The 16,561-nt window shown below is 43.3% G+C and carries 13 protein-coding genes and 1 other RNA gene; 2 read left to right on the top strand and 12 right to left on the bottom strand.

Annotated features, from left to right (window positions below; all coding sequences use genetic code 11):
- Positions 1-112: 112 nt before the first annotated feature.
- From CEQ48_RS13525 to CEQ48_RS13545, 5 genes are all read right to left on the bottom strand, one after another.
- Positions 113-1,882, bottom strand: coding sequence for a restriction endonuclease subunit S (locus tag CEQ48_RS13525; RefSeq protein WP_089071606.1), 1,770 nt, complete (start codon positions 1,880-1,882; stop codon positions 113-115).
- On the bottom strand, positions 1,882-3,387 hold the full coding sequence (locus CEQ48_RS13530; protein ID WP_089071607.1) for an N-6 DNA methylase: 1,506 nt from the start codon (positions 3,385-3,387) through the stop codon (positions 1,882-1,884). The genes CEQ48_RS13525 and CEQ48_RS13530 overlap by 1 nt, the downstream gene beginning before the upstream one ends.
- 153 nt (positions 3,388-3,540) lie before the next feature.
- A complete protein-coding gene (locus CEQ48_RS13535; protein ID WP_089071608.1) occupies positions 3,541-4,869 on the bottom strand; it encodes an MATE family Na+-driven efflux transporter in 1,329 nt (442 codons plus the stop codon).
- Between the two features lie 77 nt (positions 4,870-4,946).
- Positions 4,947-7,403: an EcoAI/FtnUII family type I restriction enzme subunit R gene (gene hsdR / locus CEQ48_RS13540; protein WP_089071609.1), complete on the bottom strand. Its 2,457-nt coding sequence runs from the start codon at positions 7,401-7,403 to the stop codon at positions 4,947-4,949.
- A gap of 498 nt (positions 7,404-7,901) precedes the next feature.
- Positions 7,902-8,429, bottom strand: coding sequence for a VspR family transcription factor (locus tag CEQ48_RS13545; protein WP_001080690.1), 528 nt, complete (start codon positions 8,427-8,429; stop codon positions 7,902-7,904).
- Positions 8,430-8,530: 101 nt separating this feature from the next.
- Here CEQ48_RS13545 and CEQ48_RS13550 point away from each other — a divergent pair, with 101 nt between their 5' ends.
- Entirely contained in the window at positions 8,531-8,839 is a 309-nt protein-coding gene (locus tag CEQ48_RS13550) for a helix-turn-helix domain-containing protein (protein WP_089071610.1), read from the top strand.
- Between the two features lie 3 nt (positions 8,840-8,842).
- Here CEQ48_RS13550 and CEQ48_RS13555 read toward each other — a convergent pair whose 3' ends face one another.
- The 6 genes from CEQ48_RS13555 to CEQ48_RS13580 all read right to left on the bottom strand — a co-directional run bounded on the left by CEQ48_RS13555 (position 8,843) and on the right by CEQ48_RS13580 (position 15,627).
- On the bottom strand, positions 8,843-9,829 hold the full coding sequence (locus CEQ48_RS13555) for a TniB family NTP-binding protein (RefSeq protein WP_089071611.1): 987 nt from the start codon (positions 9,827-9,829) through the stop codon (positions 8,843-8,845).
- A complete protein-coding gene (locus CEQ48_RS13560) occupies positions 9,826-11,739 on the bottom strand; it encodes a TnsB C-terminal domain-containing protein (RefSeq protein ID WP_232477851.1) in 1,914 nt (637 codons plus the stop codon). The genes CEQ48_RS13555 and CEQ48_RS13560 overlap by 4 nt, the downstream gene beginning before the upstream one ends.
- 1 nt (position 11,740) lies before the next feature.
- A complete protein-coding gene (locus CEQ48_RS13565) occupies positions 11,741-12,364 on the bottom strand; it encodes a TnsA endonuclease N-terminal domain-containing protein (RefSeq protein WP_089071612.1) in 624 nt (207 codons plus the stop codon).
- Positions 12,365-12,487: 123 nt separating this feature from the next.
- Positions 12,488-12,584, bottom strand: an RNA gene (gene ffs / locus CEQ48_RS13570) — signal recognition particle sRNA small type.
- A gap of 131 nt (positions 12,585-12,715) precedes the next feature.
- Positions 12,716-14,737, bottom strand: a complete 2,022-nt coding sequence (locus CEQ48_RS13575) for a GGDEF domain-containing protein (RefSeq protein ID WP_198301155.1) — start codon at positions 14,735-14,737, stop codon at positions 12,716-12,718.
- 146 nt (positions 14,738-14,883) lie between these two features.
- A complete protein-coding gene (locus CEQ48_RS13580; RefSeq protein ID WP_089071614.1) occupies positions 14,884-15,627 on the bottom strand; it encodes a VP0952 family biofilm-associated protein in 744 nt (247 codons plus the stop codon).
- 50 nt (positions 15,628-15,677) lie between these two features.
- Here CEQ48_RS13580 and CEQ48_RS13585 point away from each other — a divergent pair, with 50 nt between their 5' ends.
- Entirely contained in the window at positions 15,678-15,980 is a 303-nt protein-coding gene (locus tag CEQ48_RS13585; RefSeq protein WP_089071615.1) for a DNA base-flipping protein, read from the top strand.
- A 54-nt stretch (positions 15,981-16,034) separates the two neighbouring features.
- On the opposite strand, the gene CEQ48_RS13590 is transcribed toward CEQ48_RS13585, so the two are convergent.
- The gene (locus tag CEQ48_RS13590; protein ID WP_089071616.1) at positions 16,035-16,466 is read right to left on the bottom strand and encodes a YbaY family lipoprotein; all 432 of its coding nucleotides are present in this window, start codon (positions 16,464-16,466) and stop codon (positions 16,035-16,037) included.
- Positions 16,467-16,561: the final 95 nt, after the last annotated feature.

Consider the following 16,561-nt stretch of genomic DNA (forward strand, 5'->3'; position numbering starts at 1 on the left):
GCATCTTCATCAAAAGTACCTAACTTTCTTAATATCAAAGCGTTGAAATGTTTTTATTCGGAAGCTAAAACGGCAGCCTTGAGGCTGCCGCTTTGGTGATACGAAGGAAGTACTACAACGCCTGCTCAACAATCGCGTCAGTAAGCTGAAGTTGTGTTTGTTGGCTATCGCGAAGGCGTTGTTTTAGTTGGTCGCACATCAAAAACAATTCTCGCACTTTCGTAGTGATACGAATTTGCTCCTCTATTGGAGGGCAAGGAAATGCATACAACATGACACTATTTGCGGATAAATTAGGTTGCGCCGAACCATTGTCAAATCGGAAGATTTGTGAGCGACCAAAAGGGCTTATCAGATAAGTGTAGAAAAACTCTCTAAGCGAAACATTGTATGGCCTAATTATCATCAAAGATGATGCAATCGCCCCTTCCACATATGGGGAAACAAAAGCAGTTTTTCCGAAAGTTGCTCCACGGAGGCAATAAACTAAATCTGTATGAATAATTTTGCCACTCCTGAGAGTGTCGAACTTTTCCTTGGTAATGAAATTCATATCTTTAGTTGTTAAAGTGCCATCAGGCTCTATGTGACCAGTATTTATCCACGGTATACCTTGATCTACATATTCATCTTTGTTTGGATAGTTTTTACTTCTATCGCCATTAATAAATTCCGATAACTCGCCAAACTTTACCCACTCCCATCCCTTCGGCAGTTCAAATGGCTTTTCATCCTCAGCAATCGGCGGCAGGGCTTTTTGCTTTTTGATTTTCTTCTCTTTCACCAACTGCGCTTTTTCTTCCGCGATTCGCTCAAGCAGTTTTGCAGCAGGTTCATCTGTTGGGTCTTGCGGTACCAGCTTACCCATCACCGCCAATTGCAGAATGGTTTGTTTTAGCTGGTCGATGCTTTGCTCTGTGGTGAACAAGGTGTCGAAGTGTTCACTAATGCGTGCCCAGTTCGCCATCAGCTCGGTGGCGTCTTGGCTGTTGGTGAGCGTTGCCAGCAAGGTTTCTACCAATACCTGATGTGCATCAAGGCTGGCTTCGGTTTGCTGCTCGAGTTGGTCGCACAGCGCCATCAGCTCGTCGACTTTGGCGACGATGCGGTGTTGTTCTTGAAGTGGGGGAAGAGGTAACGGATTACCAGCGAAAAAGTCTTTCGGCACCCTTTTTTGACCCGCAGAACCCGTCATTTTGGTTTCACCTACTTTCAAGAACATTGGTGACTTCAGATACAACAAAATGAAAAGTGGGTCTGAGGTTCCTTCAATTGGTCTTGCTACATGTAATTCTGTTGTTCCGGTCCCTACACCGTTAATAAGACCTGAAAACACAGCTGCTTTGCTATTTTCAAAACAAGGTGTAATTTTTGCTATGGCAATATCGCCATCTGCGAAATGCGTATAACCTTTTTTAACTTCACCCCACTTTCTTTCTTCAAATGAATGAGTTCCCTTGTAACTGTTAGAAATCAAAGGCATCGGAACAAAAGACACTAACTCATTGTCATCAAAATGAGGGTTTTTAGGGGCTATTTCAGATATGTTGCCCAAACGGGTCCAATCCCAACCATTTGGCAGTTCGAACAGAAATTCATCGCCTTCTACGTTGGGCAAAGGCTTTTGCTTTTTTAGCCTTCCATCTTTCACCAACTGCGCTTTTTCAGCTGCAATTCGCTCAAGCAACACAGAAGCAGGTTCATCACTCGGATCTTGCGGCACCAATTTACCGCGCACCGCCAATTCTAAAATCAGCTCACGCAGTTTTTTAATACCGTAAATCTCGCGCTTTTTGCCACTACCACGACCTGAAGATGATTTCGCCTGTACTGCCGAAGTCCAGATATCGATATGGTCGGTGATCAGTTTTTCCGCAGACATCACTTCACCTCATCCGCAGCTTGAGCTGATGAAGAGAGAGCGTTCCCTAAGATATCTTTCAGTTGGTTGCGGAGTTCGTTGATTTCTTGCTGTTGAGTCTTGTAGCTTTCAAGCAGTTCATCTGGGTCATGGCTGACCACTTCGCCTTGATACGGGTTTTTAATATCGAGGTTGAAGTTTCGGGCGATGATCTCATCAATCGAGACTTTCCATGCATGGTTATTCTCTACGCGGCTGGCAAAGCCATCTTCTTCCTTGCCCCACCAGTCGATTTCAGCCTGAAACTCTTCAAACTTCATCGGCTTGGTTTTGCTGTAGTTCTTCACGCCCTCTGGGTATGGGTGCTCATAAAACCACACTTCTTTGGTTGGCTTGCCTTTGGTGAAGAACAGAATGTTGGTTTTAATGCCCGTGTACGGGTTAAACACGCCGTTTGGCAGGCGCACAATGGTGTGCAGGTTACATTCTTCGGTCAGCAACTTTTTAATTTTGGTTTTTACGCCTTCACCAAACAAAGTGCCATCCGGCAATACCACACCCGCACGGCCGCCGCTCTTGGTATCAGAGCCTGGCTCCAGTACTTCAATAATCAGTTGTAGGAACAAATCCGCCGTTTCACGAGTTTGCATTTCCGCTGGAAAGTTCTTTTCAATCCCGTCTTCTTCGGTACCGCCAAACGGTGGGTTGGTCGCAATCACGTTAATGTTGCTGTCCCAGTTGGAAAGTGGCTTATTCAGCGTGTTGTCGTGTTTGATTTGCGATGGCACTTCAATGCCATGCAGCATCATGTTGGTGATACACAGCAGGTGCGGCAGCTGTTTTTTCTCAACGCCGTGGAATTGCTTCTGGAACGTCTCGTACTGCTCGCTGGTTTTTGGTTTGTAATGTGCGTTGATGTGATTGATAGCGCAAGTTAAGAAACCGCCCGTACCACATGAAGGGTCAAACACGTTCTCGCCCAGTTTTGGGTCAAGACGGTCAACAATAAAACGGGTCACCGCACGCGGCGTGTAGAACTCACCAGCATTACCCGCGCTTTGCAGGTCACGCAGGATTTGCTCGTAGATATCACCAAACAGATGGCGTTCATCAGTATCGGTAAAGTCGATTTCATTCAGCTTGTTGATCACCTGACGCAGCAAGGTACCGTTTTTCATGTAGTTGTAGGCATCGCTGAACGCTTCTTTCACCACATAGCCGCGTGGGTTGGTGTCCACTGGCGCTGCCATGTTTTTCAGGTTGTAGAATAAGTCGTCGTTCACAAACTCCAGTAACTTGTCACCGGTAATGCCCTGGGCATCAGCCGCCCAATTACGCCACAGGTACCTTTCGTTAATTGGCGCTTTGTAATCATCCAGTTCTAGCTCTAATTCTTCTTCCTGTGCATCGAATACTTTAAGGAACAACAACCAAGAAAGCTGGCCAAGGCGCTGTGCATCACCGTCGACACCCGCGTCTTTACGCATGATGTCTTGAATGGATTTGATTACGGAACTGATCGACATGATTTAACTGCTTTTGAAATGCGAAAATTTGTGCGCATTGTAGCGCATTTACTGCCGTTAATTGAGCAGAAGTCAGCATTGACGAGAGTTAAGTGGCGAGAATATAAGCAACCCTGTACGAACAGGGCTGCCTGAATTTATCACCTGAACATATTAACCGAGTACGGGTTTGGTGGTGACGCTTTCACAACTCTGATTTGCCCTCAACCAGCGGTATAAACCCATAGTGATGATCGCATCGAACGTTATGCCCACACCAAACATGAAAGCGATACCCTCCAATGTCGGTTCGAACCACCCCAACTGATAGGCCACAAAGGCAGAACCATAGAAGAGCGTATTAACGGCTAAAGACTGATAAAGCATTAAGTCCGTGCGGCCAATTCCGTAGAAGTAGCTGTCAATAACGTTATTAAACGCAAACACTACATAAAAACCTAACATCAAGAGAACTAAATTCGTCACTTGTTGATGGTCACTGACACCCATGATGTGGGCGATAAAATCATCCCATAGTGGTACGGAGAGCAGCCAGCACAAGACAACGAGTCCTGTTAGTTTGAAATACACATTGACCTTCTCGACTGAAAGACCATTCGAGCAAGCGGCATCTCGCTTAATTAACTGCCCCAGAGCCATGACAGGTAATAGTAACCATCCCCAAATAAATTGGTTGGATACCCAAAAAACACCCGCTTGCTGAACCTGATTAACCAACTGCAATATCATCACGATAAATGCGGTATTGCGAACGAAAGATTCTAATCCTGACTTAACACCTATTTTCATCCATTCTTTCATCCACGATACTGAATGGAATGCCAGCTTCGGATTGAACAACCCTTCTCGATAGAGCCAACAAAGCGCGATGATGCACAAAATAGTGTTCACTGTGATGTTGGTGTAAGCAACGCCATTTACTCCCAACTGAAGCGAATACGACAACTGGCTTACAAACAAACTGTCAAAGCCGATTATCAACAAAGATTTCAAAGCGATAAATGCATACAACCTTCCCCGCTCATCACGCAAAACAAGAACCAGAAAGCAAAGCTCCAACAGGCTTGAAATGAGAATGGCGATAGATTCAAGGCGTATGTAACTCGTGGTTTTATCCACCAACTCAGCACCTTGCTGCATTGCTTGGATTAAATCAGGTGCAAACATAATCACACCGAATGTTATCGTCGCGTACACAGCGACAACCGCAGCCATTGCACCATTTAAACGCTCAGTAAATGTCATTCTGTCGACAGTCAGTGCTTGGCCAAGAATGTAAGCTAGCGGGATAAGCATAGCTTCGTTGATCACTTCATAACCGATATTTAGCCATGCCACCTGAGCTGCGATACTAAAGGCCCATGGGTCAGGAATACTGCCAAGAAAGAAAACACGGAAAGTTGAGTAAATCGCGGGTATGAGCCCAGATAGTAGAAGTATCAACAGCAGTTTATAGTTGACCGCTTTCGAGTGTGGAAGCATTCAATCTCCATATTGATTTGCTTTGTGATGACAAAGGGCTACTTATCTCCAGCAGCCCAGAAGAAATGAGTAAGTGTTTATGCCGTTTGGTAGATCTCTGATTCCAGTTCGTTGACTGCTTTCAGGTAGGTTTCCTTATCACCAAAGCCTTTTTTGATGATTTCTGTCGGGCGACCTATTTCGTTGAACGGTGCGACTTTAAGCACTGTGATGCTTTCAATTTCACTGACGCCAGCATCGGCATATTTCTCAAGAAGGTTGCTCAAGACTTCCTTCGCGACATCGCTATATTTGGTGAAGTAGTTGCGCTTCTTAACGTTATCAGCCCGCTCTTTGCGAGTCAGTGGCGGTTGGTCATACACAACGTGGCAGATCATATCGAAGGGATCCATGTCCTTGCCCACTTCCTGCTCCAACGCTTCCCAAATAATGCCTATCTCAGCTAACTCATCGATAATGGCCTGCTTGCGGTCAGCATCGTTCCATTTGCGGGTGAAGTCATCTAGCGAGGTAAACTGTGTTGCCATGGCTTTGCGGGTGTAGTCTTTGAATGATTCCGTCACCAATTTTCCGTCGCTGTCGTAATACTGAACACGCTCTGCAATCTTCTTCACTTCAACACCCGAAACATAAAATTTTCGGACTTCTTCTTGGATAGGTTCATCTGGGCTAGGACCGAATGTATCGCCACCTGAAGGTTTATAGGGTGGCGTTGGCTCTAGAATCGTATCTGGGTCAATGTCATCACCAAACGGTGACTCACCATCCACAACTGCCTCACCGTTTTCATCTTCCGGTATACCATCGACAATATCATCGAGGTCTTCAGGATTTTCAAAATCTTCCGGTTTGGTGACTTTCACCCGCTCCGGAGTGCCATCAAAACGCTCATCGGCAAAAAGCTCGGTGGCCTTTTTGAAGTCGAGAATAGAGAACCAGAGTTTGCCGAACTTGTCATCTATGCGGGTACCACGACCGATGATCTGCTTAAACTTGGTCATGGACTTAATAGTTTGATCAATAACGATTAACTTACAAGTCTTAGAGTCTACGCCTGTAGTCATCAACTCAGAGGTCGTCGCTATCACTGGATAAGCTTTCTTCGGATTTGTGAAGTTGTCCAATTGGGCTTTGCCAGTTTCATCATCACCAGTGATTTTCATAACATACTTATCATTCTTAGCCATTTGCTCTGGGTTGCAATTGGCAAGGGCTCGACGCATACGCTCAGCGTGATCGATGTCGTTACAAAAAACGATGGTTTTCGCCATCGGGTCAGTGCGTTTCAGATAGTTGGTAATCGTTTGGGCGACTAGTTCCGTCCGCTCATCAATCACCATGGTTCGGTCGAAATCGCTCTGATTGTATATACGGTCAGTAATAATCTCGCCACGTTTGTCTACTTGACCTTTGGTTGGCCGCCAGCCTTGAAGATCAATATCGATATCCACGCGCACAACTTTGTAGGGCGCAAGGAAGCCATCTTCAATGCCTTGTTTGAGCGAGTAAGTGTAAATAGGATCACCAAAATATTCAGAATTTGATTCTGTATTTGTTTCTTTTGGAGTCGCAGTTAATCCAATTTGAGTAGCAGAATCAAAATACTCCAGTATTTCTCTCCAAGCACTTTCTTTAGAGGCACTCCCCCTATGGCACTCATCGACGATAATCAAATCGAAAAAGTCACGTGATACTTGTTTAAATACCTTTTGATGGTCTTCTTGACCAGTCGTCGACTGATATAACGCTAGTTGAACTTCATATGCAGGATCAATTTCCCTTCCGGTAATCTTTGTCATCACATCTTTAAAAGGGAGGAAATCCTTTCGCATCGGATCATCAACAAGAAAGTTCCTATCCGCGAGAAATAGAATTCGTTTCTTTACGTTGGCTTTCCATAGCTTCCACATGATCTGAGAAGCGGTGTAAGTTTTTCCAGTACCAGTAGCCATAACAAGGAGGATGCGATTCTGGCCTCGCGAGATTGCTTCAATTGTTTTACTGATAGCATTTAGTTGGTAGTAACGCGGCGATTTACCACTACCGTCATCGTAGTAATCTTGAGTGATCAGCGGTAATTGTTCTTCTGTGTATCCTTTCCACTGGCAGTATTTCTCCCACAGCATGGCTGGAGATGGGAAATCCTCAAGGCGGATTTCAGCCTCGATCTGATCGGAGTTTGTTTTATCGTGAAAGATATAACCATCACCATTGGTAGCAAAAACAAATGGCACATCAAGCAAGGAAGCATAGTTCAATCCTTGCTGCATCCCTTTGCCCACTTCGTGCTTATTAGCTTTCGCCTCTACCACAGCCAGAGGTATGTTGGGTTTGTGATAAAGCACTATGTCTGCCGCTTTCGATTTTTTACGTGCAGCAATCTGTCCGCGTACAACGACTTTACCATCTCGGAGTTTGACCTCCTGACGGATTTGAGTCATACGATCCCAACCAGCCTCTTCAATGCTAGGGAGAACAAATTTGCTGATGATATCGGCTTCTGTGAGCTTAGATTTGTTGATGCTAGAGGTCATTAATGCCAACTGTACAACTAACTGGATGTTGGCATTATAACCGAGTTTAAATTCTTGAGGAGGCGAATAATGTTAGTTGTATTGACTAACTCACTAATCTATTTAGAAAAATGAGAAAAACTCTCTGTTTGAAGTAACCTAAAGCCAACAATTCCCGCGATTAATAATTACTCCATATGAAATGCATTAATTTCATAACAAAGAATTGAATATTAGGTCCCTTTGATTCTGATTATCTATGGTTTTAAATATTGGCAGTTATGTAGCCTCTTCGACTCTTTGTTTAAGAGCATTAAAATTAACCGCTCATCCAAATTCAACTCTGCAAGGGGGATAAACCATACATCAACGTCGCTCTACCCCAATTGCGTCTGCTGGTTGGCAGCGACCTCCACCATCGAGATGGCTTCACACTGCATAGTGAGACAAAAAGTGATTTTGCCCCTCGTTATCCCCACACCGAACTATCCACGAACACATTTTGTCACTTTCTTAGCATTATAGTGACTCCAATTTACTCAGAGCATTCACTCTTCCCAATAGCTCAGCTGAGTATTCTTTTGATTTGTCATAAAGCGGCTTAATAAGAGCTGACTGAGCAGGAAAATGAGTAAGCACACGCTTATATTCTTCAACTTCCCCTAACAGAATTCTAAGCTCAGCTTCGGACTGCGCTTTTTCTTGGGATATATACCTAATGAAAGGCTGTTGAATGCTATTTGCCAAGCCTGTTTTCGCGGATGGTAAATTTGTGCGATGCGCAGAAATAAACTCTACTGATTTGAACGCAGAGGTTTTGAAATAGCGTGATTTTTCGTTAGCCTGATTGTTTCTTTTCTCAAGGTATCCCCGTTCTGCAAGTTGATAAAGCTGGCGATAAAGCATTTTTCTGAGTTCATTTTTGTTGAATACGCCCACTGTTGCGTACAATAGTCTATTTCTTAGTTCCAGTACCGTGAAACCATCCATTTCTTTATCTATCAATGCTTTATATAGCCATTGGTTAAGGGGTACTTTTCGATTCATTGCACTATTTCACCCATCAAAAACTTAGGATTGCTAAGTATACAAAAATCGGTAAAACTTAGACAATCTAAGTTATCGAAAGGTTGAAAAGAAATGTGTAAGTGCATAAAGACAACCCAATCCCAACGAGGCTTAAAGAAGCCCGCAAAAAAGCTGGCATTACCCAGAAAGATCTGGGTATCAGAATTGGTATGGAACCTAGCTCGGCGAGTGGGCGGATGAACCACTATGAGAAAGGGAGACATGTACCCGATCTTGGCACGCTCGAACGAATGGCTGAAGAGTTAAACGTACCACTAAACTACTTTTTCTGTAGAAACGAGTTAAGTGCTGAACTGGCTTGCGTGATTGACAAAATGAGTGATGAAGAGAAAGCAGCGCTGTTGGAAAAGTTGAAAGCAACTAAATAAAAACTAACCCAATAGAGCTGCTAATGGTATGTCTTTAAATATTTGTTTAGTAAATTTGATTTCGCCATTTTCGGGGTCAATGATGAACCCCTCGTACTCAATAACTTGCGGTACCAATAGCTTTTCCAACTCTGTTGTAAACGGATTCGTTACATCGGGACCATTGATTCTCTCGAATCCCAATGTAAATTCGTCGTTGGTGATTGCTGATTTACCTGATAGCAGCGCTAGCTCTAATGCATAGCCGACTAACTCTTTAATGGCTCCCAGCATCCCTTTGGTAGCCGATAATAATCGCATTGCGATATCCATCTCTGAAAGCTCCGGTTGAACAGAAATAGGAAGCTGCTTTTCAAGCTCTTCAAGTAAATCGATGTATACATCTAACGAAGATTCCGATGTTATTCGAATATAAGGCAGTTCTCTTTTAACCATAATTCGTCTATCCCACTGTGAATCTTCCAAAATAAGTTTAGCAGTAGGAATCCCAATAAAGACTATAGGTAACCGGCACTCATCACTTATCATCTTTAATCGGTCACGTATTTTTTGTCTTTCTTTAGGAGATGCACATTCAAACAATTCTTGAGCTTCTTCTATGACCAACAGTTTAAGATTGGATTTCTTAACACTATTGATGAAATAATCCTGTAAACCAATTTCTGAACGTTTAGAGCGAGTGTTATAAGGAATACCCAACTTATCAATTGCCCAGATAAGTGTTTCGATAAAACTTGGTCTGACGCGAGTGATTAACACTTCATTGTCATTAAAATGATATTTTGCATAATGATTAATAAGTGATGTTTTGCCCGCACCTGTGCCACCAGTTATAAGCATAGATGGCGTAAAATTGCCAAATTGACTGCGACGTACAATCCAATCAAGGCCATCGAATATCTGTTGCACATCTGGATAAATAACGAATGAATTGTGGTATTGAGTTAGTAATTCATCGACAGCAATTTCTTGTTTAGCAGATAGATTCATTCTTTAGACCTTTTCATCGCTTTGCGTTTATTCCAGAGCGATTTTAGATTGTCTACAGGAGTAGACTCGTCAAGGTTGTCATCTAACGGCTTATTTTTGTTTTCTAAAGCATTCTGTATGGACATAGGCTGCTCATTTGATATACCTGAAAGAGCTGCCATTTTCTTACCATGTTTGGCTTTTTTCGCTCGACTCTCAACTGACATTAAAGAAAGGTGCTCTTGCTCCGTTTTAATACGTTCATGAAGTGCCTGCCGAGCTTTCGCTAATGATAAAGCATCCACTTGGCCTTTTATAAAATCACGATGTATTTTAGTAATGCGAACATGCTCACTCAGTGACAGATTCTTTGTGTATCCCAAAGGATCGTATTTGCAGGGAACTTCGATGTATCCACCGATTTCCTCCAGATAAACGAATATGCTAGACAGATCATCGGGGTCAATTTTTATTGTTTTCTTACGAGACTCTTTTGTTTGTGGGTACTGCTTCCGATATTGTTCTAACGCCACATTGTCATACATTAAGTGCTTATATTTTATACCTTTAGTTGTCACAACGCCTTCATGAGTAACCCCCATAATGATTCGAAACTGCTTTTCATCTCGGTCACTAAGCGCTGCGGGTGGCAAGGCTTCTTCACTCTTTTTCCAATGGTAATTGGGAATCTTCGTATTCCGAGAGTCAGGGGAGGCATTATGAACATCAATGATCCAACGATGTAGCTCTTCAACAAAACTACTAAATCGCATTACAGCGTCTTTTTGTGGGTCATACCGATCTTTTTCCAATATATTCGAAAAAGTTTTCCCCGGAACCCATCCAACAATTCCCTGAATGATTTCTAAAAATTTCCTTTCAACCCGAGGCTTTTCCCACGGTTGCCCCACTTTACAATATTCAACATGTATTCCAGCTTCCATACAGGCTTGCTCTAAGCTTTTTGACCAAAACTCAGCGCCATTATCAACAACCAGTGTTTCCATTTTCCCGTGGCATAGCCAGTCATTAGTTAGCTCAATATTCAAATCATGAACATAATCTTTGCTTTTTACCGAATGGATGATCGCTTTAGCAACAGATACATAGCTAGGGGGATTGAAACCAAGATGGAAACCAATAATACAGCCACTAAACACATCGACCAGTAACGTCAAATAGGCTCTACCTAATGGTATGAGTAAATCATCATCAAGAAGGATTAAATCGAGTGGTGTATGGTCTAGCTCTACACGTTCCAATATTCTTGAGGTTCGAACCGATGATTGGTAGTAGTTGAAAAGTTTATTCGCATAATTTGGACCAAATCGTTTTAATGCAACTTCATAAGGGGGAAGTTTTTTCAGTCTTTCTTTAAACGCCTGATAACTAACTTTGGATATTTGACCGGAGATAATATTGCTGTTTTCAATTTCGATTCTGTCGCAGTAAAACTGATACGCTTGTGAATAGTTGGGTCTTTTTGCATCAAGGAAACGTTCGGTGGCCTCAACAAAAAAAGCTTCGTCATCAATAATACGCTTAGTTCTATTACCTTTTGAGTGATTGTGATCAACTAAACACACAATGTTTCCATCGTTCTCACAAAAGGATTTATACCAACGAATAACTGATTTGTAACTTGGCCGTTTGATCGATAAGTTGGGACTGTATTTATCAATTAAAGGGTTAATATTTTTAGGTGTCCAACCACCAGATATCTCTTTAGCGACAGAAGAAATAAGTTTGTATCGCTCCAATGCCTTGTTTTTCTGTTCTTCAGAAAAAGATGACAGGTCTCGCTCATGAATAGTGACTGAATCAAGTGGTAGGTATTGTTTTCGAGTTAGCTTAGCCTCAGAAGTTGAATCATATTCGGCCTGAGTATTATCTGTTATGGATTCAAACTCATCATCAAAAGGCATGACCATTTCAATTCACCGAGATCACAGACATCTCATTAATTGCAGAATCTAAAGGCACATTAACTCTGCCTAATCCAATTAAACAAAAGACGGCTGCTATCACTTCACCAATCGATAGTTTCAGGTTATCAGCAAGCGAACGAATACACATTCTTCCTGCAGCACTCAACTCCTCAACAATTTTTGTTGATGGCAAGCTGAAATCCACTAGCCCACTATATCGATGTATTAAGTTAAGGTTTTCTAGATACACGCCATTACGTATCTGCTTATCTGTGACTAATACCAATGATTTTCCTTGATGCTGTGCTGCAATACGCTTTAAAGCGAAGGAACGTTTGAAATCTTCAGAAAAGGTTTTAGCGAGAGGTTTAACTTCAAGGTAATACTCTGAACCATCTTGGTTTCGCACGAGAAAATCAGGAGTATAGGGACAACGTTTGTAACCTGAAGAATAATAGAAGCCTTCGGGTTGTGATTGGAATGAAAAAACGTCCTTAGAGTATTCGAGATGGTAACAACAATCTCGTTCTAAAGAACTTTCACACAAAATGACACTTCGGTTTTTAGAACTCGCAAACTTGTACACATTTTTTGTTGCAGATGGTTTGCGGAGATTTCGAACGTACATAACTTGTCCCTTAACGTTGTAATAAAACAACCAAATTAAGTTTAGGACACTTTATGAGTTTTAAAAGGACAGCTTATGCTTTTAATTGGACACTTTATGCTTTCAGCGACATCAGATGGGCGGAGGCCCCAGCCACATCCCGGCACACACATCATCCGCTGTGGCTGCTTCCTTCCGGATCTGACCAGGTTCACGAACTAGTGTTGCGGGAGGACCAGGGCCTCCATCGATTTGAGTTTGGATTGTCTCCAAAGCGGGAGCGATTATTAAACATCGACTTAGGCAATGCAAGCGATAATCCTGATTTACCCCCACATTGCCCATCAACCGAACAGCATTTCACCAGTTTGATTAAACGATGTGTAATCCTTTTACCTTGCTGGCAGCCTGAAATGGCGATTGCGTCGATTCCGCCTTGGCGCGATACATCGCAATATCCGCTTGGTGCATCACCTCATTAAGTGATTCGGTCCGCTCACGATTCTTAGCAATACCAATCGCCACACTCACTTCAAAACTGACATCGCGCTCTGCATCCACAAACATAAAACGTTCACATTGCGCAACCACATGTTCAAGCCGCTTGGCGGAACATTCGCCAATTAAGATAAATTCATCGCCGCCAATCCGGTAGCTGCGACCTCGCCAAACATTCTCAATCCGTTGTGATAGTTGTTTTAAGACCTTGTCACCCACTTCATGTCCATACTGATCGTTGATCGATTTAAACGTATTCACATCAAGATAAATCAAGCTCAAACGAGGCGACAATCCGCGGCGGTATCGGTTATACAAAGCGCGACGATTGCGCAGCTTAGTAAGGTTATCGGTATGTGAGATGCCATGCAGGTAAAACGCCACTATAAACAGAACAACTAAAGCCATAGCAAAGAGCCATTGAGTACTGTGCTGATATTTCTTTTCTGTAAGTAATGTGGCTCGCCAATTCGGCTGGTAATCATAAGTATGAATGATTTGCTCGGTATTGAGCATTTTGATTGCGCGGGAAAAAAGTGGGGCAAGAGTTGCGCCAAGTGGATTTTTAGCAAAACCTATCGCAATGTCATATTGGTAAAAGCTGCCAATCATGGTGTCTTCTACAATCGGCAGCATCTCCTTAGACTCGCGAAGCAAGAGGTTAAAATTGGCTCGATTGAGCACGATGTAATCCACCTCTTTATTCAGTAAGGCTTGTACTGTTTCTTCCTGATTTGCGTAGCTGAACAATATCTTGTTTGGCAACATCTGCTGTAACAGCTCTTCAAAAAAATCGTCTTTGATTACCCCAATACGTTCGGCGACCAACTCAGATACATTGCTATACACATCGTCTTTATAGTGCTCTCGTTTCACCAAAATTGCTTGTGGGTGATAATAGCTTTCACTGAAGTAGGCAAAGTTTTTACGCTGCGGGGAAATGGTGACAGGAGCCAAAATATCGATGCTTTTATCCTGCAAATCATCAAACATGCTCTCCCACGTTTCTTGACCATGGCTGACCAATTCGCATTTCAGCAGTAGCATCTCACAAGCTTGAAACACGACATCGGCACTGATCCCACGTACAGAACCGTCGGGCTGGTAAAGTGCATATTGTGGGTTGTTCTCTAGCTTGACACGCAGTACACGCTGCACGTTTAGCCCGCTATCCACAACCGCTTGACGCAGAGCTTGCTTGCGAATGTCCAATTGATATTTTTGAATAGATTCACGCAATAAGCGTTGTACGTAAGCCGAATGCGCATACTTTTCAAGTTTATCTAACAGCGCTGAATTCTTACCTTTAGGTGTCACGATAGAGACGGGTTGAATCGGTAATTGATCGTTAAGTAGTTGTACGTCAAGCCCTTTCAGCAACATGGGCTTGAGCTGATTGATCGCATCGACCACTCCGTCCACGCGGCCGCTTTGCAGCAAAGTGAGTGCTTCTAAATGCCCTTCATACTCCACTTGCTGGATATAGGGATAATGTTCTTTTAATAACGTTCCATAAATGGTTCCTTTCGGGATACCCACGAGACGAAGCTCGGTTAAACGTAACCCACCATAACTGTAGAGATAGGTGTACTCAATGTTGGTAGGACTTGAGAAATCAAAACGTTGGGCACGTAAATCCGTGTAAGTGATGTTGGCAGCAAAGTCGGCATTACCGTTCTCTATCGCTATTAAAATATCGTTAAAGCTGGGGTAGTTGACGTATTCAATTTCAAGGTTGAAGTGGTAGGCAATCGAATCAAATAGTACACGAGTCACCACATCATCCGCTTCTGTGGCAACCTTATAAGTGGTAGATGTTGCGGCTAAACTGCTGGTGCAAATCACTAGCCAACCAAGCCAAAGTAAAACTAGGCGTGAAAAAGCGTTAAATAACATAGACGTTGAATAATGGTATGTTGTATTTTTTGCTGCGCATTTTATCGTAAATACCCCCACCCCACTATCCAATTTAGGTAATAAATTTCATAGAACCACCTATGGTTCATAAAGTACTTATATCCCTGTTTGATACAGCCAACTGGCTATTCGGGAGCTTCTTCTGTACTTTTCAGTACATAGTCGGTAGTCCAAGCCGTGGCCAAAATACAGATCCATACCACAAAGACTGGCTTGGGCACATCTGTCGCAGGAGAAACCACTAAAGCGGCAAAACTGACACAGGGCAAGCTCCAACCAAGCAAAGTTCCCCAGTTTAACGACGGGGTGGCTTTGGGAACTAAATATTCACATGCAGCAATAATTCCGGTTATCAGCAAAGCTAAGGTAGCAGCATAAAACTGCTCCGCGACCCAAAGCGGAATCACTAATACTAATGCCCACCAACTGTGAGCATGACTTGGCTTCCAACCACGGGCTGCCCACCAGATCAACATCACCATGACTATCTGCACCACAGTCACCATAGGTGAGCCTTCCAGTTTGCCTGCCGATTGCGTTACCATGATGCCGACTTGCAAGGTGAGCACAATCAAAGCACTGACTAAGATGACACCCAAGTTGCTACGTGGAGAAAACGCCACCATCAACAGAGGAATAAGCACCCACTGACTGATGGACAAAGCGACAGGCTGGAGTGGTAACGTAAGACCCAAAATCCCCATCGCAGCTAACATGACAACACTAGAAAAACCGGATTTGGGCAGTAACCATAAGGCTGGAATTAAAAACGCGATGATCGGAATATCACCCTTGCTTAAGCCTGCCACATACGCAGCAACGATGGTAAAAATAGTCGCGATGAGAAATTGTAAGGCAGACAGTATCATGCCAACTCCCTATACCTATCCTTGGTAAACTTGTTTCGGGCACTTGTATTATGGACCAGTTTTTACAACAGATCTTTGTGGTGATTCACCAAATTCCGTTTGGCAATGTTTCAACTTACGGTGCAGTCGCCAAAATGGCCGGTTATCCGGGCTATGCGCGCCATGTGGGCAAGGCGCTGGGTCATTTGCCTGAGGGGAGTCAGTTACCTTGGTTTCGAGTCATCAACAGCCAAGGCAAAATATCGTTGCAAGGGGAAGATTTTGTGCGCCAGCGGCAATTATTGTTAGCCGAGAGTATAGAGGTGAGTGAAACAGGTAAAATATCGCTACGTAAATACCAATGGCAGCCCTAGTGGCTGCCATTGTGCAATCCGCGACGTTTTACGGAATAACTTAATTATCGTAAGTTACTCTCCACGCACACCAATCAGCATCATGGGTACGTGCTTAGTCGCTTCAGGATCGGTGATCACGCCGTAGTGAGTATCCGTAATAAAACGCAGCTTACCATCAACCTCAATACGTGCACTCACACTGTAACGGTGGTTCGTTTTGATCTTGCTGCTGTCATACGCTAGGTTGAACTCGAGCGGTACTTGCATACCATTAGTGATGAAGTTCTGTTTTGCAATGACCGTCGCTGGCGCATCGGCTAATGAAACATCTTGTAGATAGACAGTCACCACCGCATTATCCGGCAAGGCAATGCGTTCACGATACGCCACGCTCCCCGTAATCGATTGGATTTTGTCTTGTGTCTTGTTGGATTCATTCATTTGGCAGCCTACGAGTACAGAACCAAACAAAATAGAGATAACAATAAGTAGAACCTTTTTCATAGCGCCTCACTACAAATGGGGAAACATCACATTAAAAACGAGCAAATTATATGCCACCGCAGTATTTGTGTCATTGGGCTGCAGGATTATTGACA

Source organism: Vibrio tarriae (genome assembly GCF_002216685.1).
Classification (GTDB): domain Bacteria; phylum Pseudomonadota; class Gammaproteobacteria; order Enterobacterales; family Vibrionaceae; genus Vibrio; species Vibrio tarriae.